The organism is Streptomyces sp. WAC05374 (assembly GCF_004353505.1).
Taxonomy (GTDB): domain Bacteria; phylum Actinomycetota; class Actinomycetes; order Streptomycetales; family Streptomycetaceae; genus Streptomyces.
In genome coordinates this window covers 81,297-102,045 of the sequence record NZ_SMNQ01000007.1, presented here as the reverse complement: position 1 = coordinate 102,045, position 20,749 = coordinate 81,297, and the positions used below count along the sequence as shown (strand labels likewise).

Genomic DNA, 20,749 nt, shown 5'->3' with positions numbered 1-20,749 from the left:
TATGGGGATCCCACGGCGAAGGCAATTCATCGAGGTGCGTCGGCAGGGGATCCCTGCCCGACGCAGAACAAGCTCCGGGAGTCAGAGCGTGGCGCGCCGGCCGCCGCGCGTCAGCCAGTGCCGACGTCGAGCAGATGGTGGCCGTCGTCGATACGCCCGTGCCGGAACGCGGAGGCCCAGCCGGACGGCGGCGCGCCGGGGCCACGGGCGGGCAGGGGACCGACTCCGGCCGGCAGTGCTGGCCGGAACGTGCAGATCGGCCAGCATGCCGCCGCGAACCGCTCGTCGCGGTCCTTGGGCGATCCGTACACGCGGCGCGGGGTCGCGGTCCTGCCAGGGAGTCGACCGGGGCGGGGCTTGACGGGCCCTCTCCTCCGTCCCCGCTGCTCGGGGGCAGAGGGCGTAGATCACCGAGGGGTGGCGCCCATGAGGATGCGGCCGCTGTGCCGGCGGCTCTCCAGGTAGGCGGAGACCGCCGCCCTCGGCACTCCCCGAGGCAGCGGGTCCAGCCCTACGGCGACCACGACGTGCGCGCCGGCGTGTACGGCCCTCGTCCACTCGTCGCTCATGGGGACGCTCAGGTCGAACGCGCACCCGTCGAGGCCGAGGACGGCGTTGGTGCCATGCATGAGGAACCGCCGGTGCAGACTCGCGATGCGTCCATCGGGCGCTGGCCGGGCCAGGTGGAGCGCTGCGGCGAGCCCCCGCATGCGAGCCTCGGTGACGGCCGCGGAGCCCGCACCCGGCACGGGCGGGTGCGCCAGCAGCAGGTGGACGGTGCCGGTGGACGGGTCCCCCCACTGGACCGGTACGAGCGTGCGCAGCATGCGCTCGGTCGGCTCGATGACCAGGTGCGCGGCGCTCAGCATGGGCGGGTCTCCGCCGGGCGGCAGCGCGGGCAGGAGCACGGCGAGTAGCCCCCGGTGGCCGGGGTCGTGGTGGTCGGCGCCACTTCCTGCTCGTCGCGGATCGTGCGCCGGGCGCCGTCCGGCGTCACTCGGTACACCTTGATCGTCATCACGGGTCGCTCCCCATCCGGTCAGGCGCTTGATGCTCAGACCGTAGGAACGTGCTGTGCGCACACACCAGCGATGTGCAGATCTGTGCGAACACCCTTCACTGTAAGGGTGATTGGCGCTCCGTTGTCTTGACGCGTGGGTCGTCCGCCGAGACCGTGATGCACACAACTGCACAACTCCATCGACGGAGGACCCGATGTCACTACAGTTCATTGGGATCGACCCGAACACCGGCGATCACGAAAGCCCTACCGTCTGGGTCGACCGGCAGAACAAGGAGATCGTCTTCCAGGGGTGGAAGCCCAGCGCCGACCTCACCGCCGAGTGCGCAGCCTTCGACGTGCCCGGTCACGCGAAGGGAATCCCCGAGAACGAGGCAGTAGTCCGTATCCCGGGCAGGATGGTGCACATGATCAGGGAGGCGTGCGATGCCGTCGAACGTGCCGACGACGTTTCATGAGCTGATGTCCCAGTGCCGGCACACCGCTGTGCACCTGGAGATGCGGGACTCATACGCCGTCGACTACGAGAAGGGCCCGTTCGCTGAATGGCGACAAGGGTTCCGGCACGATCCGTCGGACCGGGCCTCCTGGTGGCGACCTTGGCTCGACCTGGTCGAGGAGACCGTCTCTCGCGGCGTGACGGTACGCCGCGCCCGCATCGTGTCCGAGCCGGTGAGCGAGTACACCCGCTTCCTCTTCGATGGCACCTTCACCAACATCGCCGCTGGGGAGCAGGTGAGGTGGCTTCCCCGCCGCCAGGCATCGGCGATTGCGCTACCCGGCAACGACTTCTGGCTGTTCGACGACCGGTTCGTGCGCTGGAACCACTTCACCGGCGAAGGCGCGTCCGCCGGCCCGGAGGACACGGAGGACCCGGCGGCAGTGAAGCTGTGCGCCACGGCCTTTGAAGCGGTCTGGGCCCGCGCCACTCCTCATGATCAGTACCGCATCCACTGACGCACCGGACAGGCCGGCTCATGACCACTTCCCCGTCCTCGTCCGCCCAGGCGGCGCGTGAAGTTGTCGCGCGCCGCCTGCGTGACCTGCGCAAGGAAGCGGGGCTGACGGTCACCGAGCTGGCCGAGCGGTGCCACTGGCACCATGCCAAGACTTCCCGCATCGAGAACGCGCGAACAGCCCCCTCGGCCAGGGACATCCGGCTCTGGTGCGAAGCCTGTCGGGCCGGCGGGCAGGCCGAGGGGCTCATCGTCCAGTCTCTCAACGCGGAATCCATGTACACCGAGTGGCGGCATCAGGTCCGCAACGGGCTCAAGCAGATGCAGGACAACCTGGTGCACTTCTTCCGCCAGACTCGACTGTTCCGCGTCTACTCCTCCACGCTGGTACCCGGCCTCCTCCAGACGGAGGGCTACGCAGCGGCCATCCTCCGTACCGTGGCGAGGTTGCGCGAACTGCCCAACGACGACAGCGCTGAAGCTGCCCGCGCCCGGGTCGAGCGCTCCCAGGTGATCCACGAACCGGGGCACCGGTTCGTGATGCTCATGGAAGAGACGGTCCTGTACCACCAGGTCGCCGACACGGAAGCCATGGCCGCCCAGCTCGGCTACCTGCTTACCGCCGGGGCCATCCCGTCGGTCTCCCTCGGTGTCATTCCCATGGCGACCCGCTGCCGATCGCAGTGGCCGCGGGAGACGTTCCACATGTACGACGACGCTCTCGTGTCGGTGGAGCTGGCCTCGGCCCAAGTGCGGATCACTCAGCCCGACGAGATCGCGCTGTACCTCAAGACCTTCGAGCAACTACGGAGCATGGCGGTGTACGGCGCGGATGCGCGCGCACTCATCGTCAAAGCCATCGACGCCTTGGGCTGAGAACGACAAAGACGCCTCCCACCCTCCCCGATGGGAGCAGGAGGTTCATGCGTACCGGCGGCGGGCGGGGTCCGACGCGAGCGGTCCCGGCGCGGGCGTAGGAGAGGGCGGCGGGCCCGTCACGGCGGCACGCCAGCGCGTCCGGGTCGTCAGGGGGCGCCTCGACCAGTAGCCGGCCGGGTGTCCCGGGTGGTCCTGGCAGTCCCGCCCCGTGTGGGCCGTGCTCGCCCGGCGGGCCGGGGATCGGCACCCGCACCTCGGCCCGGTCCGGCAGGTCCTCCACCGCCCTCTCCGGCTCCGGCGCCGCCGGCGTGTGGCGTCCGGGCATCACCCACCCACCGGGGTCGTCCGGGTCCCTCTCGCCGGCCTCCCCGGCCCGGACCCGAGCGGTGACGTCGTCCTGGGTGAGGTCGCGGATGGTCGCCGGGTGCTCGCGCCCAGCGGCAGGTGGTGGTCCGCTCGGGTCCGCTCGTGGATGCCTGTGAGCCGGTTCACACGGCGGACCGCGTAGTCGGCGAACGGCACATCGCCAGGGATCTTCGGCTCGGCCACGGGACCCCCGCCGCGCATCAAACGTCCGGGCATGACGAAGGGCTGACCTGTTTTCACAGGTCAGCCCTTGATCAATCAGGGTGAGTAACGGGACTCGAACCCGCGACATCCTGGACCACAACCAGGTGCTCTACCAGCTGAGCTATACCCACCACGACCGGTCTTTTTCCCGACCGGCCGAGAAAAAGTGTACAGGGTCCGAGAGGGTGCTCGCTCCCGCCTTTCGCGTGGCGGGTGGAGCGGCCGGTTACTCGGGCAGGACGTGGCGCGCGGCGATCTGCTTCGCGGTGTCGGAGTCGGGGCCGGGCTGCGGGACGAAGATCGCCTCGCGGTAGTAGCGCAGCTCGGCGATGGACTCCCGGATGTCGGCGAGCGCCCGGTGGTTGCCGGCCTTCTCCGGACTGTTGAAGTACGCCCTCGGGTACCAGCGGCGGGCCAGCTCCTTGACCGAGGAGACATCGACGATCCGGTAGTGGAGGTAGTCCTCCAGCGTCGGCATGTCACGGAGCAGGAACCCGCGGTCGGTGGAGACCGAGTTCCCGCACAGCGGAGCCTTGCCGGGTTCCTTGACGTGTTCGCGTACGTAGGCGAGGACCTGCTCCTCGGCGTCGGCCAGGGTGGTGCCGTTCGCGAGCTCGTCCAGGAGGCCGGAGGCGGTGTGCATCTGGCGCACCACGTCCGGCATGGTCTCCAGCGCCGCGTCCGGCGGGCGGATCACGATGTCCACACCTTGACCGAGTACGTTCAGTTCCGAGTCGGTGACCAGCGCGGCCACCTCGATGAGTGCGTCATCCGTCAGCGAGAGCCCGGTCATCTCGCAGTCGATCCACACCATGCGATCGTTCATGCGTCCTACCTTAGAGGGGCCGCCGCCCCCGGGGCGCGCGCCGGCGAAGCGGGCCCGGTCCGACCACCACGACGCGGGGGCGCCGCCCCGGGTGGTCGGCCCGGGGCGGCGCCCCCATGTGCGGTGGACCGCGTGCTTACGGCGCGCTGCGCTGGCCCGGCAGGGCCGCCCGGCCGCCGGTGAAGGCGTCCGCGTGCGGCTTGCCGTGCCCGTGCCCGTGGCCGTGCCCCGGACCGTGGCCGTGATCCGGCCCGGCCGCGGAGGTCACCGTCGTACCCGCGGCGGCCGCCCGCCTCGCCGGCGGAAGCTGCGACGGCACCATGGACTCCACGGCGGCCGGCGGAGGCCCCGCCGGGTCGCCCTGCGGGCGCCGGGCCCGGTAGGCGGCCCGGTACGCGGCGGGCGACGAGCCGAGCTGGCGGCGGAAGTGCCCGCGCAGCGCGACCGGTGAGCGGAAGCCGCAGCGCCCGGCCACCTCGTCGACCGAGTAGTCGGACGTCTCCAGCAGGCGCTGCGCCTGGAGCACCCGCTGCGTGATCAGCCACTGGAGCGGGGCGGACCCCGTCAGCGACCGGAAGCGCCGGTCGAAGGTGCGCCGGCTCATGTACGCGCGGGCCGCCAGCGTCTCCACGTCGAACTGCTCGTGGAGGTGCTCCAGCGCCCAGGCGACCACCTCGGCCAGCGGGTCGGCGCCGATCTCCTCGGGCAGCGACCGGTCGAGGTACCGCTCCTGCCCGCCACTGCGCCGGGGCGGCACGACGAGCCGGCGGGCGAGCGCCCCGGCCGCCTCCGTGCCGTGGTCCGTGCGCACGATGTGCAGGCAGAGGTCGATACCGGCCGCCGTCCCCGCGGAGGTGAGGACGTCGCCGTCGTCGACGAACAGCTCCCGCGGGTCCACGTGGACCGACGGGTAGCGCTTGGCGAGCGTCGGCGCGTACATCCAGTGCGTGGTGGCGGGCCGCCCGTCCAGTAAGCCGGCGGCGGCGAGCACGAACGCCCCGGTGCACAGGCCGACGATGCGGGCGCCCTCCTCGTGCGCGCGGCGCAGCGCGTCGAGCGCCTCGGCCGGCGGCGGCGAGGTGATCGACCGCCAGGCCGGTACGACGACGGTGCCCGCCCGGCTGATGGCCTCCAGCCCGTACGGTGCGGTCAGTTCGAGCCCGCCGGTGGTCCGCAGCGGTCCGTCCTCGCCCGCGCAGACGAGCAGCCTGTAGCGCGGAACTCCGGCGTCCTGGCGGTCAATCCCGAACACCGAGAGCGGAATGGAACTCTCGAAGATGGGGCCGCCGCTGAAGAGCAGCACTGCGACGACCTCGCGACGGCGCCGTCCGGACAGTTTGCGTCCGGTCTCCGGTGCGGCGGAGTCCTGGCTCATGACGCTAAGCCCCCCTCGGTGTTCGCGTCTCCTAGGTCCTGTCGCTCCTGCACGATTCCCCTCGGTTTTGCACGAGTCCCCAGTCTTCGATAGTCATGATCGAATCTACTGTGTCCCATGGCACCGGAGCGACAAGTTCCGTATTCGGCACTATGTCGACAAGGCAACTTGGCGCGAAGCATTCGATCACGAAGCGTTCCACTCGTGGCCCCCACAGGGAAGTGCGCCTCGCGCGCATGGCCCATCCACGTAGGGTGCGAGCGGCCCCGTCGGTCCTTTCTCGCCTGCTGACAAGGGGGTTGGCAGGCCATTCTGGCAAGGAACGGCCAGTGCGCTGAAGTTGGCTGAAAACATACGGGCGCGGATGTGCGAAAGCGTCAGTCCATGGGTGCACAACCGCCGCCGTGACGCCCTCCGCGGCGCGCTCCCGCACCCGAGCGGGAGTGCCGGCCGCCGCGGTGCGGGGCGGCCGGGTGCCGGCTCGCCTCGGCCAGCCGCTCCGAACGGCGCAGCAGCACCCGGCAGGCGGCCGTCACGGCTGCCAGGCCGAGGGCGGTCCCGGCGGCTCCGCCGAAGGACGTGCCGTACACCAGGAGGACCACGGGGACCAGGGCGCAACTGAAGGCCGCCCAGCGGACCACGTCGCTCGCCGACTCGGACGCGGACGAGGGGGCGGGGGCGGACGGGTGTGCGGGCACGGAGGCTCCCTGCTGTCTGCGGTATGACCGGTCGGACCGAGTGGCCAACGACAACCGGCCGCCCCGGTCACTGCCCGCGGGTCCGGATGGCCGGGGGTGGGGGAGGGGCGGGTGGGCGGGTTGTGACGGAGAGCGGTTGACTCGTCGCGGAGCGTGTGCGGGCGCCGGCCCGGGGTGGTGGGGTGCCTTCCGCGTGCCGGGCGGCGTGGACGGCGTACGCGGCCGGGGACGGCCGTGCGCGGGCGCGCGCCGGGGCCCGGCGGGACGGCTGTAAGGGGCATCCGGCATTGCCATACGGGGCGGGCTCGTGCATGCTCCCTGGAACGCCGTGTGACCGCCGCGGCAGGGTGGCGGGCACTGGGCAGTGGAGGAGTGCCGCCGTACCCTTGGGGGTATGGGGTTGGGAAGATGATTCCCGGACACACCTCCGCCGCCAACCGTTGGATCCCTGTTCCTTCCCACGAGGACCTTCTTCGCCGAGACACCGATGGCCGGTCACGAATTCTCCGAACCCCCGGACCGCAGGAAGGTCGCCGACTCCCCGGTCGACCCCCTCGCGGCGGAACAGACGCGCCACGCCTGCGACCCCGCCTTCCAGCACGGGGTGGTCGTCGGTTTCGACGGCTCGACCTCCAGTGAGCGAGCGCTCGCGTACGCCATCGGCATGGCCCGGCGGTCCGGCTCCGGTCTGATCATCGTGCACGTGGCGAACCGGCTGCCCACCACCGTGTGGGCCGGCTGCGAGCCGCCCGTCTTCGTCGACGTGCCGGACCACCGCACCGAGGTGCTCGGGCTGGAGCTCGCCTGCGCGGACTACCTGTCCGAGGTGCCGTGGATCCTCGTCGAGCGGGGCGGCGACATCTGCCACGAGCTGGAGGAGGTCGGCCGCGAGTACTCGGCCGACGCCATCGTCGTGGGCTCCACGCACGGCATCGTCGGCCGGATGTTCGGCTCGGTCGCCGGACGGCTCGCGCGGCGCGCGCAGCGGCCGGTCGTCGTCATCCCGTAGCCCTGCCGTCGTCCGCCGGTGATGCGGCGTCAATTTCCCTTGCGCACGGCGAAATTCAGCCGCCCACGAGGTGGATTGTGCGCTTGTGAAGGGTATATCCAGGTGGCTGGGAAGCAGCACAACTGCACATGAGCCTGAAGGGAGCCCGCCGTGGACAACGACGTCTCTGCGGGGAGCACCACCTCTACTCTCGGCCACCTCGCACTCGGTCTGACGCTGCTGGCGTACGGCGTCGGCGGCACCGGTGTGATCGACAACGTCGCGGCCTCCGACGCCGCGGCCCTCGCCACCTGGGTCGGCGGGGTCGCCCTCTTCGTCGCCGGCCTGTTCGAGCTGCACGCGGGCAACGGCCGCACCGGCACGGCGTTCGCCGGCCTCGGCGCCTTCTGGTTCGCCTGGGGCACCGGGAGCGGTGCCGGGGCCTCCGCGGAGGCCGCGGGCCTGTTCATGGTCCTGTGGGCGATGCTGTCGCTCTCGCTGACGGCGGCCGCCTCCGGCAGCGGACTGATGACGCAGGGCGTGTACGGGCTGCTCACCCTCTCCCTGCTGCTCTCCGGCATCGGCGCCTTCGCCGACGCCTCCGCGCTCGGGCGGATCGGCGGCTGGGCGGCCGCGCTCGCGGGCCTGGGCGCCTGGTACGGCGCGACCGCGTCCCTGGCCAAGTGGCCGACGCTCGCCGGGCGTACCGCCGGGCGGGGCCCGGGTGTGACGGCCACGGGCTGAACCGGCCACGAGGCCGGTGCAAGGGCGGCACCGGCCGTACGAAAGGGTGACCCCCGGCGCGTTGGTGGCACGCGCCGGGGGTCACCCACGTCCTGGTGTGGCCGGAACCGTTCGGCCGTGACGGTCGTGGCCGGGACCACGGGGACCGTCACGGCGGCGGCCGGACCTACTCGACCGTGACGGACTTCGCGAGGTTGCGCGGCTTGTCGATGTCCCGGCCCAGGGCCAGGGCCGTGTGGTACGCGAGGAGCTGGAGCGGGATGCCCATGAGGATCGGGTCCAGCTCGTCCTCGTTCTTCGGGACGATGATCGTGTGGTCGGCCTTCTCCTGCTCCTGGTGCGCGACCGCGAGGATCTTGCCGCTGCGGGCCTTGATCTCCTCCATCGCGGCCCGGTTCTTCTCCAGCAGGGAGTCGTTGGGGACGATCGCGACGGTCGGCATGGCGGGCTCGATGAGCGCCAGCGGGCCGTGCTTGAGCTCGGAGGCCGGGTAGGCCTCGGCGTGGATGTAGGAGATCTCCTTGAGCTTCAGGGAGGCCTCCAGGGCGACCGGGTAGCCCCGGACACGGCCGATGAACATCATCGACTTGGCCTCCGCGTACACGGCGGCCAGCTTCTTGATGTCCTCCTCGCCCTCGAGGATCTCCTGGATCTGGCCGGGCAGCTTGCGCAGGCCCTCGATGATCCGCTTGCCGTCGGCGACCGACAGGTCGCGGATGCGGCCCAGGTGCAGGGCGAGCAGCGCGAAGGCGACGACGGTGTTGGTGAAGCACTTGGTGGAGACGACGCAGACCTCCGGGCCGGCGTGCACGTACACGCCGCCGTCGGCCTCGCGGGCGATGGCGGAGCCGACCACGTTGACCACGCCGAGGACGCGGGCGCCCTTGCGCTTGAGCTCCTGGACGGCGGCCAGCACGTCGTAGGTCTCACCGGACTGCGAGACGGCGATGTACAGGGTGTCGGGGTCCACGACCGGGTTGCGGTAGCGGAACTCGGAGGCCGGCTCGGAGTCGGCCGGGATGCGGGCCAGGCCCTCGATGAGCGAGGCGCCGATCATGCCGGCGTGGTACGAGGTGCCGCAGCCGAGGATCTTGACGCGGCGGATGCCGCGGGCCTCGCGGGCGTCCAGGTTCAGGCCGCCGAGGTGCACGGTGGAGAACTTCTCGTCGATGCGGCCGCGCAGGACGCGGTCCACCGCGTCGGCCTGCTCCGAGATCTCCTTGTGCATGTACGTGTCGTGGCCGCCCATGTCGTAGGAGGCGGCCTCCCACTCCACGGTCTCGGGCGTGGCGGTGGTCATCGTGCCCGAGGTGGTGTACGTGCGGAACTCGTCGGCCTTGAGCGTGGCCATCTCGCCGTCGTCGAGGGTGACGATCTGGCGGGTGTGGGCGATCAGCGCGGCGATGTCGGAGGCGACGAGCATCTCCTTCTCGCCGATGCCGAGGACGACCGGGGAGCCGTTGCGGGCGACGACGATCCGGTCGTTGAAGTCGGCGTGCATGACGGCGATGCCGTACGTGCCCTCGACGACCTTGAGCGCCTCGCGGACCTTCTCCTCCAGGGTGTCGGCCTGGGAGCGGGCGATCAGGTGGGTGAGGACCTCGGTGTCGGTCTCGGACGCGAACACCACGCCGTCCGCCTCGAGCTTGGCGCGCAGCTCCTGGGCGTTGTCCACGATGCCGTTGTGGACGACCGCGACCTTGTTCTCGGGGTCCATGTGCGGGTGCGAGTTGATGTCGCTCGGGGCGCCGTGCGTGGCCCAGCGGGTGTGGGCGATGCCGGTGGTGCCGGTGAAGCGCTTGGGGACCCGGGCCTCCAGGTCGCGGACCCGGCCCTTGGCCTTGACCATCTTCAGGCCGGTGGACTTCGGGCTGGTGATCACCATGCCCGCCGAGTCGTACCCCCGGTACTCCAGCCGCGCCAGACCCTCCAGCAGCAGCGGAGCCACATCACGCTTACCGATGTAACCGACGATTCCGCACATAAAGTGTTGCCCCTCCGAATGTGTTGCGGTTCTTGCCCGGCCCTGGACGACGGCCCCGGACGGCCGGCCGTGGACTCAGCCGTAGACGATGCGGCGGAGCTGGCGGAGCGAGAGCTCCGGCGGCGCCACCGCGCGGTGCGGCAGTTCGGCCGCGATGCGCTCGAAGATCGTGGCGTTCACCTCGCCACCGGACTGGAGCTCCCGGTGGCGGCGGCGGACGAACTCCTCGGTCGTCTCGTCGAAGTACGCCAGCACGTCGAGCACCACCCGGGCGGCCTCACCACGCTGGAGCGCGGTGCTGCGGACCAGGTGGTCGATGAGGTCGTCGTGCGACGGGCGGTGTTCGAGCACTCGTAGATATTGGAGGACGGGCATGTGGATGGCAACATTCCTGCCCGATATCGGGCAGGGCTGCGTCCGTTTTGGTCAGAGTTGCTTAAGAACAGCCTGTTTCGCAGCGGTGAACTCGTCGTCGGTGAGCACCCCGGTCCGGTGCAGCTCGCCCAGTTCCCGCAGCCGCCGCAGCAGGACGTCGTGGTCGGCGGCGGGCGCCGGCTCCGGCACGGGCGGCGCACCGGCGGGCACGACGGCGGGCGCGGCGGCGTTCGGGTGCGGCAGCCGGGCCACCACGGCGGCGCCGACCAGGGCCATCAGCGGGTCCTTGCGGAAGCCCCACAGCTCCACGGCGTGCGGGTCGTACTTGGGCGCCGGGGGAGTGGCCGCCGTACTGTCGGACCGGAAGCGGAGGTAGCCGTTCTCCAGCCCGGCGGCCGGCAGCCACTCCACGGCCCGCACGTCGGCCAGCGCGAGGGTCCGGTCGCCCCCGGACGCCTTGGACTCCTCCGTCTTCCAGTTCCACTCCAGCCGCACGCGCTCCCCGTCGAACGTCACCGTGGCGTCCCCGGCGGCCGCCCCGACCGGCACCGGCGGCCCCGGGAGCAGGTAGGCGTCCACCGGCCCGCTCCCCACCTGCTCCAGCAGCAGCGCGTGGCGCACCTCGTCCACGAAGTACTCCGCCACCCCGCTGCGGTCGTTCGCCACCGTCAGCCGGTACGGGTCCGAGCCGTCCGCAAGCCCGCCGCCGGTGAGCCGGACCAGCGGGCACGCGCCGTCCCGCAGCCGCAACCGCAGCCGTCCCGCCTTCTTGCCCGCCTCGAACGAGATGCCGGCCAGCGCCCTCAGCGGTACGGCGACCTCGCCGAGCGTCGTGCGCAGCAGCCCCACGCTCTTGTCGCCGCCCGGCACGATGCGTATGACGTCCCCGTCGAAGCTCCAGGTCCCGTCCTTCTGGATGATCTCCGTCATGGGGAGGATTCTGGCATTGGGAGGCGGCACCGGTCGGCCGGAAGTGGTCTACACCTTGACCCGTCCTGGGACGCACGGTACGCATGGTGACCGTTCGGTTGCTCTGCACCACAGTTGCGAGGCCCGTCGAAGGGACCAGCTCCGTGAGACAGCACAGAACGTTCCCCCGCTTCCGCCTCCTCGGCTCCCTGCTGCTCGTCGTGGCCGCCGGTGCCGCCGGGCTCGGGGCCGCACCCGGCGGCGCGGCGCCCGGCGGGGCCCCGCCCGGCGGTACCGCGGCCTCCGCCCCCCGGCCGCTCGGCGACATCGTGCCCGCGCCCGCCTCCGTGCGCCCCGGCGGCGACCCGTACACGCTGACCCCCCGCACCCGCATCCACGTGGACGACGGCGCACGCGAGGCGCGCCGGGTCGCGGCGTACCTCGCGGACGTCCTGCGGCCCTCCACCGGATACGCCCTGCCCGTCGTGGACGACGACGCGGGGCCCGGCGGCATCCGGCTGCGGCTGACCGGCCGGGAGGCGGCGCTCGGCGAGGAGGGCTACCGGCTCGAGTCCGGCCGCCGGGGCGTCACCCTCACCGCCCGGACGCCCGCCGGGCTCTTCCACGGCGTCCAGACCCTGCGCCAGCAGCTCCCGGCGTCCATAGAGGAGGACACCCGCCGGCGCGGCCCCTGGCAGGTGGCGGGCGGCACGATCACCGACACGCCCCGGTACGGCTACCGGGGAGCCATGCTCGACGTCTCCCGGCACTTCTTCACCGTCGGGCAGGTCAAGCGCTACATCGACCAGATGGCCCTCTACAAGATCAACAAGCTGCACCTGCACCTGAGCGACGACCAGGGCTGGCGCATCGCGATCGACTCCTGGCCGCGCCTGGCCACCCACGGCGGCTCCACCCAGGTCGGCGGCGGGCCCGGCGGGTACTACACCAAGGCCCAGTACAAGGACATCGTCGCGTACGCCGCCTCCCGCCACCTGGAGGTCGTGCCCGAGATCGACATGCCCGGCCACACCAACGCCGCCCTCGCCTCGTACGCCGAGCTGAACTGCGACGGCGTCGCCCCGCCCCTCTACACCGGCACCGAGGTCGGCTTCAGCAGCCTGTGCGTGGCGAAGGAGATCACGTACGACTTCGTCGACGACGTCGTCCGGGAGATCGCCGCGCTCACCCCGGGCCGGTACCTCCACATCGGTGGCGACGAGGCCCACTCCACCAGCCACGAGGACTACGTCGCCTTCATGGACCGGGCCCAGGCGACCGTGGCGACGTACGGCAAGACCGTCATCGGCTGGCACCAGCTCACCGGCGCGAACCCGGCCAGGGGCGCGCTCGTCCAGTACTGGGGCCTGGACCGCACCAGCGACGCCGAGAAGGCGCGGGTGGCGCGGGCCGCGCAGAACGGCACCCGGCTGATCCTGTCGCCCGCCGACCGGCTCTACCTCGACATGAAGTACACCAAGGACACCCCGATCGGCCTGTCCTGGGCCGGGTACGTCGAGGTCCGGCGGTCCTACGACTGGGACCCCGGGGCGTATCTGCCCGGGGTGCCGGACAGCGCGGTGGCCGGCGTCGAGGCGCCGCTGTGGACGGAGACCGTCTCGTCGAGCGCGCACATCGACCTGATGGCGTTCCCGCGGCTGCTCGGCGCCGCCGAGCTGGGCTGGTCGCCGGCCGCGTCGCACGACTGGGAGGCGTACAGGCTGCGGCTCGCGGGCCAGGGGCCGCGCATGGAGGCCCTGGGGATCGACTTCCACCGGTCGCCGCAGGTGCCGTGGAGGACCGCGTAGGAAAAGCCGGGGCGCCGGACGGAGGACCGTACTCCGTCCGGCGCCCCGGCCGGCCCGTGGCTACGCGAACCGCGCCAGGGGGTTCTTCAGCGTGCCGACGAACTGGAGGGCGGCCGACGGGTCCGACAGGTCCACCATCTGCTTGTTGTCGCGCAACTGGAGGCGGTTGAGGCAGGAGAGCGTGAACTCCTCGGCGAACAGGTCGTACTGCCCGAACTTCTCCGCCAGCTCCGGCTTCGCGGCCTGGTACGCCCGGACGCACTCCGCGACCGTCCGCCAGAAGTCGTCCTCGTCCATCACGCCCTCGGCGGCGAGCGTGGCGCCGAGGAAGCGGAAGAAGCAGTCGAAGACGTCCGTGAACACGGACAGCAGCTTCGTGTCCTCGGGGATGTCGGCCCGGATGCGCTCGACGGCCGGCGGCAGCACCGCGTCCGGGTCCATCACCACGATCTCCTCGGCGATGTCCTTGAAGATCGCGCGCTCGACCGTGCCGTCCTCGCCGATGACGAGGATGACGTTCTCGCCGTGCGGCATCCAGCCGAGGTCGTACGCGTAGAAGGTGTGCACGATCGGCAGCAGGTACGCGTCCAGGTAGCGGCGCAGCCACGCGGACGGCGCCAGCCCGGACTCGGCGATCAGCGCGCCCGCGAACGACGCGCCCGCGTGGTCGGTGTGCAGCAGCGACGCCATGGTGGCCAGCCGCTGCCCCGGCCCGACGGTCGGCACCGGGCTCTCGCGCCACAGCGCGGCGAGCATCTTGCGGTAGGGCGAGTAGCGGTCGGTGGCGGCCTCGTACTCCAGGTGCCGGTAACCGACCGCCGCGCGCTCACGGATGATCGAGAAGCGGGCGGCGCGCAGCACGTCGTCACCGGCGATCAGGTTCGCCAGCCAGTCGTTGATGGCGGGCGTGGCCTCCATGTAGGCGGCGGACAGGCCGCGCATGAAGCCCATGTTGAGGACCGAGATGGCCGTCTTGACGTAGTGCTTGGCCGGGTCGGTGGTGTTGAAGAACGTCCGGATCGACTGCTGGGCCAGGTAGCGGTCGTCGCCCTCGCCGAGGAAGACCAGGCGCTGCTGGGCGATCTCGGCGGCGAAGGTGACGGAGAGCTTGTTCCACCACTGCCAGGGGTGCACGGGCATCAGGAGGTAGTCCGCCAGGTCCAGGCCCCGCTCCGCGAGCGTCCGGGCGAAGCCGTCGACCGTGGCGTCGCCCAGTTCGGCCCGGATGAACTCCTCGTAGTCGATGCCCGCGCCCGCCGTGAAGGTGGTGCGGTCGCGGCGGGCGGCCAGCCAGATGAGCTGGATGGGGCTGGCCGCCTCCGGCGCGTACGCGTGGTACTCGTCGATGCCGAAGCCGAGCCGCCCGTTGTTGGCCACGAAGCAGGGGTGGCCCTCGGTCATGCCCGTCTCGACGGCCTGGAAGTCCGCCTTCGCCAGCTCGGCGGCGGTGACCTGCGGCTTGGCCGACTTGTACGCCGTACCGGAGAGCGTGGAGGAGATCTCCTCCAGGTAGACCGGCAGCACCTCGTCGCTCAGGCCGAGCGAGCCGCGCAGCTCGATGACGAACTCCAGCGCGTCCAGTACGAGTTCCTCGCCGCCCCGGTGGCGGCTGAGGGAGCCGGCGTCCACGTGCCAGTGGTCGAGGGCGAACCGCCGGGCGGTGAAGCGGTACTCGGTGGTGCCGTCGTCGCTGAGCACCCGGTAGCGGCCTCCCCCGGAGCCTTCGGCCCCGGAGGTGCCCCCACCGAGGGGCTCGGGCGTCAGCAGCCGCTCGTGGGCGAACTCGGCGAGCGCCTTGCGGACGAGGAGCCGGTTGGCGTGCGCCCAGCGGTCGGGCGTGAGGTGGGCGACGGGGTTCATCGGGCGGCTCCTGTGGCGGCGTGGAACTGGTCCCGGGTGCAGAAGCTCAGGTAGGCGTCCTTCTCCGGCTTGGCTATCCGCTCCGCGATCTCGAAGCCGACGGCCGCGTTGAGCGCGTGGACGGCCGTGTTGCCGACGTCGGGCTCCACGACGACCCGCTCGGTCGCGGGGTCGCGGAACAGCTCGGCCATCACGGCGGTGATCACGGCGCGGGTGAAGCCGTGGACCGGTGTGTCGGTGGGGGCGACCAGGAAGTGCATGCCGACGTCGCCGGGCCGGGCCTCGTACAGCCCGACCAGCTCGACCTTCGACGGGTCGTAGTGCTCCATGAGGAACGCGGGCTCCCCGTCGTGCAGGCCGATGCGGGCGTGGTGGTGCTCGTGGGCGGCGATGGCCATGTACTCGCGTTCCACGTCAGCGACGGTGTGGTCCCGCATCATCCAGAAGGCGGCCTTGGGATGGGTGACCCATCCGTGCAGCAGCTCGCCGTCGGTGAGGGGGTCGAGGGGGCGGAAGGTGAAGGCCCCGGGGGACAGGGGGGTGCTCATACGGCGAACTCCTGGAACGCGATGGACTTCTCGACGCGGTAGTACTCGCGGCCCAGCAGTTCGCGGATGATGTAGGCGTTGCGGTAGGCGCCCATGCCCAGGTCGGGGCTGGTGATCGAGTGGGTGTGCACGCCGGCGTTCTGGAGGAAGACCCCGCGGCCGGTCGTGTCGACGGAGTAGTTGCGGGCGACGTCGAAGCGGCCCTGGCCGTCCCAGCGCATCCGGTCCCTGACCGGCTCCAGGAAGGCGGGGGTGACGTACTTGTAGCCGGTGGCCAGGATCAGGCCCTCGGTCTCGATCGTGAAGTCCTTGCCCTGCTCCTCCTGGCGCAGGCCGAGGGTGTACGTCCCGTTCTCGTACGTCGCCGAGTTCAGCGACGCGTTGGTGAGCAGGCGCGTGGGGACCGGGCCGCCGAGGTTCTTCTGGTACAGCAGGTCGAAGATCGCGTCGATCAGCTCGCCGTCGATGCCCTTGAACAGGTTCTTCTGCTGGGACTCCAGGCGGTAGCGGGTCGCCTCGGGCAGGGCGTGGAAGTAGTCCACGTACTCCGGGGACGTCATCTCCAGCGTGAGCTTGGTGTACTCCAGCGGGAAGAAGCGCGGCGAGCGGGTGACCCAGTTCAGCCGGTAGCCGTGGACGTCGATCTCGCTGAGCAGGTCGTAATAGATCTCGGCGGCGCTCTGGCCGCTGCCGACGAGGGTGATCGACTTCTTCTTCTGGAGCGCTTCCTTGTTCGGCAGGTAGCGCGAGTTGTGGATGACGTCGCCGCCCAGGTCCCGGCAGGCCTCCGGGACGTACGGAGGGGTGCCGGTGCCCAGGACGAGGTGACGGGCGCGGTACGTCTCGCCGCCGGTGGTGCGGACGGCGTACAGCTCGTCCGCGGCGTCGTACTCGACCGTCTCGACGGTGGTGGAGAAGCGGATGCTGCTCAGCTTGGACGCGGCCCAGCGGCAGTAGTCGTTGTACTCGGTCCGCAGCGGGTAGAAGTTCTCGCGGATGTAGAACGAGTAGAGCCGGCCGTTCTCCTTGAGGTACTGGAGGAAGGAGTACGGCGAGGTCGGGTCGGCGAGGGTGACCAGGTCCGACATGAACGGCGTCTGGAGGTGGGCGCCTTCGAGGAACATCCCCGAGTGCCACTCGAAGGCGGGCTTCGACTCCAGGAAGACGCCGTTCAGCTCGTCGATCGGCTCGGTGAGGCAGGCCAGGCCGAGGTTGAACGGACCCAGTCCGATACCGATGAAATCGTGGACGTCACGAGGCGTGGACAAGGTTCTCTCCAAGGTACTGCTCGGCGTGGCCGGCGATCAGGTCGAGGACGGCGGCGATGTCGTGCACGGTCGTCTCGGGGTTGAGCAGGGTGAACTTCAGGTACTGGCGGCCGTCGACCTTCGTACCGGCGACGACGGCCTCGCCCGACGCGAACAGCGCCTTGCGGGCGTAGAGGTTGGCGCGGTCGATCTCGCCGGGCGAGGTGACGGCGGCCGGAATGTAGCGGAAGACGAGGGTCGACAGGGACGGCTCGACGACGACGTCGTAGCGGGCGTCGGCGGCGAGCAGGTCCCAGCCCGCCGCGGCCAGGTCGCACACCTCGTCGAAGAGCTGCCCCACGCCGTCGGCGCCCATCACGCGCAGCGTCATCCACAGCTTCAGCGCGTCGAAGCGGCGGGTGGTCTGGAGCGACTTGTCGACCTGGTTCGGGATGCGCTCCTCGACGGTGCGCCGGGGGTTGAGGTAGTCCGCGTGGTACGTGGCGTGGCGCAGCGTCGCCCCGTCGCGGACGAGCAGGGCCGAGGAGCTGACCGGCTGGAAGAACGACTTGTGGAAGTCGACCGTGACCGAGTCGGCGCGCTCGATGCCGTCCAGGAGGTGGCGGCGGGTGGGGGAGGCCAGCAGGCCGCACCCGTAGGCGGCGTCGACGTGCATCCAGGCGCCGAACTGGCCGGCCAGCTCGGCGATCTCGTGGAGCGGGTCGATGGAGCCGAAGTCGGTGGTGCCGGCGGTGGCGACGATCGCCATGGGCACGAGCCCCTGTGCGGCGCACAGCTCCAGCTCGGCGGCGAGGGCCACGGACTGGAGGCGCTTGTGGCGGTCGGTGGGGATGGAGACGACGGCCTGGGGGGAGAGCCCGAGGAGCTTGGCCGACTTCTGGACGCTGAAGTGGCTGCAGTCGGAGGAGAAGATGCGCAGCTTGGCCGGGTCGTCCGTCTTGGCCTCCTCGCGGGCCAGGAGCAGCGCCTGGAGGTTGGACTGCGAACCGCCGCTGGTGAAGACCCCGTCGGCGGCCGGGCCGAGCCCGGCGCGGCCGGTGGTCCAGTCGATGAGGCGGCGCTCGATGAGGGTGCCGCCGGCGCTCTGGTCCCAGGTGTCGAGCGAGGAGTTGACGGCGGAGAGGACCGCCTCGCCGAGGACCGCGGGGATGACGACCGGGCAGTTGAGGTGGCCGAGGTAGCGGGGGTGGTGGAAGTAGACGGCGTCGCGGAGGTACACCTGCTCCAGCTCGTCGAGGGCGGCGGAGGCGTCGCCGAGCGGCCGGTCGAGGTCGACGGAGTCGATGAGCGGGGCGAGTTCGTCGGGGGTGACGCCGGTGAACGGACGCCTGGTCGTGGCGAGCCGTGCCGCCACCCGCTCGACTCCTTCGGTGACGGAACGCCGGTACTGCTCGGCGGTTGCGTCATTGAGCAGGTGCGCGCGCATGCGAATGTCCTCCCGGGTACGGGGACTCGGCCGGCTCACGGAACAGGATGGGGGTGGAGCCGGGGGTTAATAAGGTAAGCCTAACCTAACTTGCGGTTGGCATATGCCACAGGGGTCTTACGGGCACTCAGTGGACCCGTGTGGCAGGGGGGTTGTACGGGGTGGCGGGCCCGGCGCCCGGGCCGGGGTGCGGTGCGGGCCGGTGGCCGGGGGGGGGCGTGGTGGGGCGGGGGGGTGGGGCGGGCTGGTGCGGTGCCGTGGCGGCCGGCGGTGGGGCCGGCGCGTGCGGTGACCGGGGGCGGGCCGGGGCATGGCCTGGCCGGGTGCCGGGGTCGGGCGGTGCGGCAGCGGGTGTACCGGTGCGGTTGCCCATGCGGGCGGTGCGGCGAGGCGCGGGCCGGTGGGGCTCCGGGGGCCGGTGGGGCGCCAGAGGCGGGTGGGCCCGTCCACGGTGACGTGCGGGTACGGCGCCGATGCCGTGGCACGGCGCCCTGGCGGGCGCCCCGGGGGTGGAGCTCCGGGGCGCCGGGCCAGGACCGTCTTCCGTCGCCTAGGCGTCGTCCCCGGAGGTGTCCGGGACCTCGCGCAGGGCGTCCTCGCTCAGGCCCTTGCGCCAGTAGCCGACGAACGTCACACGACGGCGGTCGATACCGCGCTCGTTGACCAGGTGGCGGCGCAGCGCCTTCACCGAACCGGACTCGCCCGCGATCCAGGCGTACGGGGCCGTGCCGGTGAGCACGGCGGCGCGTACGGCGTCGACGGCGGCGGGTGCCCCCTCCTCCCGGACCAGCCAGGTGACGGTGGCGTCCGCCTCCGTCCGCAGCTCCAGGCGGTCGGCGGCGTACGGGACCTCCAGCCACACCTGGGCCCTGGTGCCGGCCGGCAGCGACTCCAGGATCGACGAGGCGGCGGGCAGCGCCGTCTCGTCGCCCCAGATGAGCACCTCGTCCGCGTCACCGGGCAGTTGGAAGCGCACTCCGGTGTTGTCGGCGACCGTCGGGCCGAGGACCACCACACGGTCGCCCTCCGAGGCGCGGGCGGCCCAGCGGCAGGCCGGTCCGCCGTCCTCGTGGAGGGCGAAGTCGATGTCGACCTCGGTCGTTCCGTCGCCGGTGCGGCGCTGCTCCCGCACCGTGTACGAGCGCATCACCGCCCGTACGTCGTCGGGCATGGCCCGCCACGCGCCGAGCGCGCCGTACAGGTCGCCGTCCTGGAGCGGGGGCATGACCGGCTCGGGCTGGCCCGGGTGCGGGAGGAACAGGGACAGGCTCTGGTCGCGGCCCCCGGAGGCGAAACCCTCCAGCTCCGCGCCGTTCGTGCCGGTGAAGGTGACGCGCACCAGTGACGGGCCGAGCCGGCGGGTCCGCGTCACCGTCAGGGAGAAGAAGCCGAACATGCGCTTCAGGCCACCTTCTTGGCGTTCTCGATGGCCGTGGCGAGGTCCTCGAGGAGGACGGCGCACTTGTCGTACGAGTAGATCGGCTCGGTGAAGCGGGGGATGACCTGACCGGCCTTGACGGCGGGCAGCCGGCCCCAGGTCGGCTTGGACTTCAGGTCGGCGGGCTGGATGGCCTGGCTGCGGTTGTCCATCATGATGATGTCGGCCGGGTAGGTGTCGACCTTCTCCCAGCTCAGCTCCTCGAAGTAGCCCTGGGCGTTGACCTTGGGCTGCACGAACTTCACGCCGAGCTCCTGGAAGTACGCGGTGTCCGCGGACATCTTGGCGAGCGAGACGTAGAACAGCTCCGCGCTCGCCGAGCCGATCATGACGCGGATCTCGGGCCGGGCCTTCGCGGCGGCGCGCAGCTTGGCGGCGGCCTTCTCGAAGCGGGCCTTGGCGTCGACCGTCTTCTTGGCCTTCAGGTCCGCGCCCAGCGACTCGGCCAGCTCGGCGTGGCGCTGGAGGGCCTTGGGCATCGTGGTGCCGGCGGCCCACAGCGCGACGGTCGGGGCCAGCTTGACGATCTTGTCGTGGGACTGCGGCGGCAGGTACCACAGGACGTTCTTGTCCCACATCGCGGAGACCAGCAGCTCGGGCTCGAGCTTCAGGTACTCCTCGATGTTGAAGGTGCCCCAGACGTTGCCCAGGTTCTTCACCTTGGTGACGTCGAGGTCACCGGCCTGGATGTCCGGCTTGTCCTTGCCGGTCTTCGGGTCCTTGACGGTCGTCGGGCCGAAAACACCCTTGACCTCGATGCCGTAGTCGTGCAGGGCGGCGGCGGTGCCGATGAAGGCCACGATGTTCTTCGGGGTGGACTTCAGCTCGACCTTCCTGCCGCGGTCGTCCGTGAACTTCCAGGGGCCGGACGCCTTGCCGGCCTGGGACGAGCCCTTGTCGTCCTTGCCTCCGCCGCAGGCGACCAGCGCGGCGCCCAGCCCGAGGGCGCCGCCTGCGGCGAGCAGGCCGCGGCGGTTGAGGTGGGTGGCTCGGGCGGTGCTGGGCATGGCGGAGTCGCTTTCGTACGGCCGTATTCGGCCAACGGTCAAGGTCGAAGAAAGGTTAGCCTAACCTCA

General features: G+C 71.2%; 21 protein-coding genes and 1 tRNA gene. 6 read left to right on the top strand and 16 right to left on the bottom strand.

The window, feature by feature from the left end:
• Window positions 1–110 precede the first annotated feature (110 nt).
• The 3 genes from E2B92_RS16215 to E2B92_RS32680 form a co-directional block, all read right to left on the bottom strand.
• Window positions 111–311: a hypothetical protein gene (locus E2B92_RS16215; RefSeq protein ID WP_126889090.1), complete on the bottom strand. Its 201-nt coding sequence runs from the start codon at window positions 309–311 to the stop codon at window positions 111–113.
• Between the two features lie 96 nt (window positions 312–407).
• Window positions 408–869, bottom strand: coding sequence for a hypothetical protein (locus E2B92_RS16210; RefSeq protein WP_126889091.1), 462 nt, complete (start codon window positions 867–869; stop codon window positions 408–410).
• Window positions 863–1,018: a hypothetical protein gene (locus tag E2B92_RS32680; RefSeq protein WP_160159758.1), complete on the bottom strand. Its 156-nt coding sequence runs from the start codon at window positions 1,016–1,018 to the stop codon at window positions 863–865. Before E2B92_RS32680 ends, E2B92_RS16210 begins: the two co-directional genes overlap by 7 nt.
• Before the next feature lie 197 nt (window positions 1,019–1,215).
• Between E2B92_RS32680 and E2B92_RS16205 the strand changes: the two genes are divergently transcribed.
• The 3 genes from E2B92_RS16205 to E2B92_RS16195 are packed head-to-tail and all read left to right on the top strand — an operon-like array spanning window position 1,216 to window position 2,853.
• Complete coding sequence (locus E2B92_RS16205; protein ID WP_126889092.1) at window positions 1,216–1,479, top strand: hypothetical protein; 264 nt, start codon at window positions 1,216–1,218, stop codon at window positions 1,477–1,479.
• Window positions 1,448–1,978: a DUF6879 family protein gene (locus tag E2B92_RS16200; RefSeq protein WP_126889093.1), complete on the top strand. Its 531-nt coding sequence runs from the start codon at window positions 1,448–1,450 to the stop codon at window positions 1,976–1,978. The genes E2B92_RS16205 and E2B92_RS16200 overlap by 32 nt, the downstream gene beginning before the upstream one ends.
• Window positions 1,979–1,998: 20 nt before the next feature.
• Window positions 1,999–2,853, top strand: a complete 855-nt coding sequence (locus E2B92_RS16195) for a helix-turn-helix domain-containing protein (RefSeq protein WP_126889094.1) — start codon at window positions 1,999–2,001, stop codon at window positions 2,851–2,853.
• Window positions 2,854–3,484: 631 nt separating this feature from the next.
• Here E2B92_RS16195 and E2B92_RS16190 read toward each other — a convergent pair.
• From E2B92_RS16190 to E2B92_RS16175, 4 genes are all read right to left on the bottom strand, one after another.
• Window positions 3,485–3,557, bottom strand: a tRNA-His gene (locus E2B92_RS16190).
• Between the two features lie 95 nt (window positions 3,558–3,652).
• On the bottom strand, window positions 3,653–4,252 hold the full coding sequence (gene orn / locus E2B92_RS16185; protein WP_126889095.1) for an oligoribonuclease: 600 nt from the start codon (window positions 4,250–4,252) through the stop codon (window positions 3,653–3,655).
• Between the two features lie 136 nt (window positions 4,253–4,388).
• Window positions 4,389–5,627 (bottom strand): helix-turn-helix domain-containing protein, encoded by a 1,239-nt coding sequence (locus tag E2B92_RS16180; protein WP_126889096.1) that lies wholly within the window; start codon window positions 5,625–5,627, stop codon window positions 4,389–4,391.
• A gap of 377 nt (window positions 5,628–6,004) precedes the next feature.
• Entirely contained in the window at window positions 6,005–6,325 is a 321-nt protein-coding gene (locus E2B92_RS16175; protein ID WP_126889097.1) for a hypothetical protein, read from the bottom strand.
• Window positions 6,326–6,812: 487 nt separating this feature from the next.
• Between E2B92_RS16175 and E2B92_RS16170 the strand changes: the two genes are divergently transcribed.
• Both E2B92_RS16170 and E2B92_RS16165 read left to right on the top strand, forming a co-directional pair.
• Window positions 6,813–7,334: a universal stress protein gene (locus tag E2B92_RS16170; protein ID WP_126888437.1), complete on the top strand. Its 522-nt coding sequence runs from the start codon at window positions 6,813–6,815 to the stop codon at window positions 7,332–7,334.
• 150 nt (window positions 7,335–7,484) lie between these two features.
• A complete protein-coding gene (locus E2B92_RS16165) occupies window positions 7,485–8,057 on the top strand; it encodes a GPR1/FUN34/YaaH family transporter (RefSeq protein ID WP_126888436.1) in 573 nt (190 codons plus the stop codon).
• 166 nt (window positions 8,058–8,223) lie between these two features.
• On the opposite strand, the gene glmS is transcribed toward E2B92_RS16165, so the two are convergent.
• From glmS to E2B92_RS16150, 3 genes are all read right to left on the bottom strand, one after another.
• Entirely contained in the window at window positions 8,224–10,041 is a 1,818-nt protein-coding gene (gene glmS, locus E2B92_RS16160; RefSeq protein ID WP_126888435.1) for a glutamine--fructose-6-phosphate transaminase (isomerizing), read from the bottom strand.
• 75 nt (window positions 10,042–10,116) lie between these two features.
• Complete coding sequence (locus E2B92_RS16155) at window positions 10,117–10,392, bottom strand: hypothetical protein (RefSeq protein ID WP_064069380.1); 276 nt, start codon at window positions 10,390–10,392, stop codon at window positions 10,117–10,119.
• A 75-nt stretch (window positions 10,393–10,467) separates the two neighbouring features.
• Window positions 10,468–11,346, bottom strand: a complete 879-nt coding sequence (locus E2B92_RS16150; RefSeq protein WP_126888434.1) for a DUF4429 domain-containing protein — start codon at window positions 11,344–11,346, stop codon at window positions 10,468–10,470.
• 143 nt (window positions 11,347–11,489) lie between these two features.
• On the opposite strand from E2B92_RS16150, the gene E2B92_RS16145 reads away from it, so the two are divergent.
• A complete protein-coding gene (locus E2B92_RS16145) occupies window positions 11,490–13,133 on the top strand; it encodes a beta-N-acetylhexosaminidase (RefSeq protein ID WP_235023847.1) in 1,644 nt (547 codons plus the stop codon).
• A gap of 60 nt (window positions 13,134–13,193) precedes the next feature.
• Here E2B92_RS16145 and E2B92_RS16140 read toward each other — a convergent pair whose 3' ends face one another.
• The 6 genes from E2B92_RS16140 to E2B92_RS16115 all read right to left on the bottom strand — a co-directional run bounded on the left by E2B92_RS16140 (window position 13,194) and on the right by E2B92_RS16115 (window position 20,680).
• Window positions 13,194–14,993: an IucA/IucC family protein gene (locus E2B92_RS16140; RefSeq protein ID WP_126888432.1), complete on the bottom strand. Its 1,800-nt coding sequence runs from the start codon at window positions 14,991–14,993 to the stop codon at window positions 13,194–13,196.
• Window positions 14,990–15,541, bottom strand: a complete 552-nt coding sequence (locus E2B92_RS16135) for a GNAT family N-acetyltransferase (protein ID WP_126888431.1) — start codon at window positions 15,539–15,541, stop codon at window positions 14,990–14,992. The genes E2B92_RS16140 and E2B92_RS16135 overlap by 4 nt, the downstream gene beginning before the upstream one ends.
• Window positions 15,538–16,809: a lysine N(6)-hydroxylase/L-ornithine N(5)-oxygenase family protein gene (locus tag E2B92_RS16130; RefSeq protein ID WP_126888430.1), complete on the bottom strand. Its 1,272-nt coding sequence runs from the start codon at window positions 16,807–16,809 to the stop codon at window positions 15,538–15,540. Before E2B92_RS16130 ends, E2B92_RS16135 begins: the two co-directional genes overlap by 4 nt.
• Complete coding sequence (locus tag E2B92_RS16125) at window positions 16,793–18,235, bottom strand: pyridoxal phosphate-dependent decarboxylase family protein (RefSeq protein WP_126888429.1); 1,443 nt, start codon at window positions 18,233–18,235, stop codon at window positions 16,793–16,795. The genes E2B92_RS16130 and E2B92_RS16125 overlap by 17 nt, the downstream gene beginning before the upstream one ends.
• Before the next feature lie 550 nt (window positions 18,236–18,785).
• Window positions 18,786–19,631: a siderophore-interacting protein gene (locus E2B92_RS16120; RefSeq protein WP_126885420.1), complete on the bottom strand. Its 846-nt coding sequence runs from the start codon at window positions 19,629–19,631 to the stop codon at window positions 18,786–18,788.
• A 5-nt stretch (window positions 19,632–19,636) separates the two neighbouring features.
• Complete coding sequence (locus E2B92_RS16115) at window positions 19,637–20,680, bottom strand: ABC transporter substrate-binding protein (RefSeq protein ID WP_126885421.1); 1,044 nt, start codon at window positions 20,678–20,680, stop codon at window positions 19,637–19,639.
• Between the last annotated feature and the right edge of the window lie 69 nt (window positions 20,681–20,749).

Excerpts from the sequence above, each read along its gene's own strand:
- E2B92_RS16125 (WP_126888429.1), bottom strand. The coding sequence starts at position 18,235 with ATGCGCGCGCACCTGCTCAATGACGCAACCGCCGAGCAGTACCGGCGT.
- E2B92_RS16195 (WP_126889094.1), top strand. The coding sequence starts at position 1,999 with ATGACCACTTCCCCGTCCTCGTCCGCCCAGGCGGCGCGTGAAGTTGTC.
- E2B92_RS16140 (WP_126888432.1), bottom strand. The coding sequence starts at position 14,993 with ATGAACCCCGTCGCCCACCTCACGCCCGACCGCTGGGCGCACGCCAAC.
- E2B92_RS16170 (WP_126888437.1), top strand. The coding sequence starts at position 6,813 with ATGGCCGGTCACGAATTCTCCGAACCCCCGGACCGCAGGAAGGTCGCC.
- E2B92_RS16180 (WP_126889096.1), bottom strand. The coding sequence starts at position 5,627 with ATGAGCCAGGACTCCGCCGCACCGGAGACCGGACGCAAACTGTCCGGA.
- E2B92_RS16120 (WP_126885420.1), bottom strand. The coding sequence starts at position 19,631 with ATGTTCGGCTTCTTCTCCCTGACGGTGACGCGGACCCGCCGGCTCGGC.
- E2B92_RS16150 (WP_126888434.1), bottom strand. The coding sequence starts at position 11,346 with ATGACGGAGATCATCCAGAAGGACGGGACCTGGAGCTTCGACGGGGAC.
- E2B92_RS16200 (WP_126889093.1), top strand. The coding sequence starts at position 1,448 with ATGCCGTCGAACGTGCCGACGACGTTTCATGAGCTGATGTCCCAGTGC.
- E2B92_RS16135 (WP_126888431.1), bottom strand. The coding sequence starts at position 15,541 with ATGAGCACCCCCCTGTCCCCCGGGGCCTTCACCTTCCGCCCCCTCGAC.
- E2B92_RS16210 (WP_126889091.1), bottom strand. The coding sequence starts at position 869 with ATGCTGAGCGCCGCGCACCTGGTCATCGAGCCGACCGAGCGCATGCTG.
- E2B92_RS16205 (WP_126889092.1), top strand. The coding sequence starts at position 1,216 with ATGTCACTACAGTTCATTGGGATCGACCCGAACACCGGCGATCACGAA.
- orn (WP_126889095.1), bottom strand. The coding sequence starts at position 4,252 with ATGAACGATCGCATGGTGTGGATCGACTGCGAGATGACCGGGCTCTCG.
- E2B92_RS16115 (WP_126885421.1), bottom strand. The coding sequence starts at position 20,680 with ATGCCCAGCACCGCCCGAGCCACCCACCTCAACCGCCGCGGCCTGCTC.
- glmS (WP_126888435.1), bottom strand. The coding sequence starts at position 10,041 with ATGTGCGGAATCGTCGGTTACATCGGTAAGCGTGATGTGGCTCCGCTG.
- E2B92_RS32680 (WP_160159758.1), bottom strand. The coding sequence starts at position 1,018 with ATGACGATCAAGGTGTACCGAGTGACGCCGGACGGCGCCCGGCGCACG.